The following is a 1,329-nucleotide window of genomic DNA, read 5'->3' as shown; positions in this document are numbered from 1 at the left end:
CAGGGAAATCGCATAAACATGCCCATTTTTAAAGGGACTTCGTCAAATTAGAGTATTCTAATTTACAAGGTATTTCTTTACCATTCATCACAATATTGGAAACTCACTAAGGATCAATTTGTAGATCATTCTGAGTGTTTTTTAATGGTTCTGTACTTAAACGGAGCCAAATTATGACGACAATAACGAACCCATTTATGCATTTCGAAGTGATAAAAGATTACCGTCAAGCCGCTAAGGTAGAACACAAATTGTCAGACATTATTTTGTTGACGATCTGTGGTGTGCTCTCCGGTTTTGATACCTGGGAAGGTATCTGTGATTTTGGTGAAAGCCGAACCGATTTTCTTAAATCATTGGGTGATTTTGAGAATGGTATTCCGTCGTCAGATACCATCGCGCGCGTCATGGGGATGGTGAGCCCGTCAGCGATGCAAAAAGCGTTCATTCGTTGGATGAAAGATTGTCATCAAATCACAGATGGCGAAGTGGTTGCAATCGATGGTAAAACCGTTCGCGGCTCTTATAACAAATCTGAAGAACGCTCTGCAATTCATATGGTCAATGCATTTGCAACCGCGCAAGGGCTTTGTCTTGGTCAATCTAAGGTGAATGAAAAAACCAATGAAATCACAGAAATACCTAAGTTATTGGAATTGTTAAATATTTCTGGTTGCTTGGTGACGATTGATGCGATGGGTTGTCAAAGAAAAATCGCGCAAAAGATAATCGATAAAAATGCCGATTACTTACTTGCTGTAAAGGGAAACCAAGGCTCGTTAGAGAAAGCAATAGGTGAGTTTTATCGCCCTTCGATGTTGCAGGAGTTTGCAGAAGGCGACAGTTATGCGAGCCAAGAAAAAGGGCATGGCCGTGAGGAAACACGCTGTGCATTAGTCACGAATGAGTTGTCATTTTTAGGTGATTTAGAGCTTGAATGGCCAAATCTGAAAAGTGTCGGCATCATGGTCAACATGCGTAAAACAGAAGAGCGTGCGACAGAGCAAGATATGTCTGTTCGCTTCTACATCAGCTCGAAAAAACTCAGTGCGAAAGAGTTACATGATGCAACGCGTTCTCACTGGGGAATTGAGTCGATGCACTGGCAACTTGATGTTACTTTTAGAGAAGATGCATGTCGCATTCGAGTCGATGATCGCGCAGAGGCTTTTTCAAGGATCAGGCAGGTATGTTTGAACCTTTTAAAGCAAGAAACGAGCTTTAAGGGAGGCATTCAACGCAAGCGAATGAAGTGTGCGATGGATGTAAACTACTTAAGCAAGGTTCTCGGAGCCCTTGAATGACGGGGATGTTCATGCGATTTCCGTG

At 42.2% G+C, this 1,329-nt stretch carries 1 protein-coding gene; it reads left to right on the top strand.

All coding sequences use genetic code 11. From position 1 onward, the window contains the following. Positions 1 to 173 precede the first annotated feature (173 nt). Positions 174 to 1,304, top strand: coding sequence for an ISAs1 family transposase (locus tag R7127_RS26275; RefSeq protein ID WP_318148691.1), 1,131 nt, complete (start codon positions 174 to 176; stop codon positions 1,302 to 1,304). Positions 1,305 to 1,329 lie beyond the last annotated feature (25 nt).

Source organism: Vibrio sp. 1159 (assembly GCF_033340395.1).
Lineage (GTDB): Bacteria > Pseudomonadota > Gammaproteobacteria > Enterobacterales > Vibrionaceae > Vibrio > Vibrio alginolyticus.
This window is presented reverse-complemented; position numbering and strand designations above follow the sequence as displayed.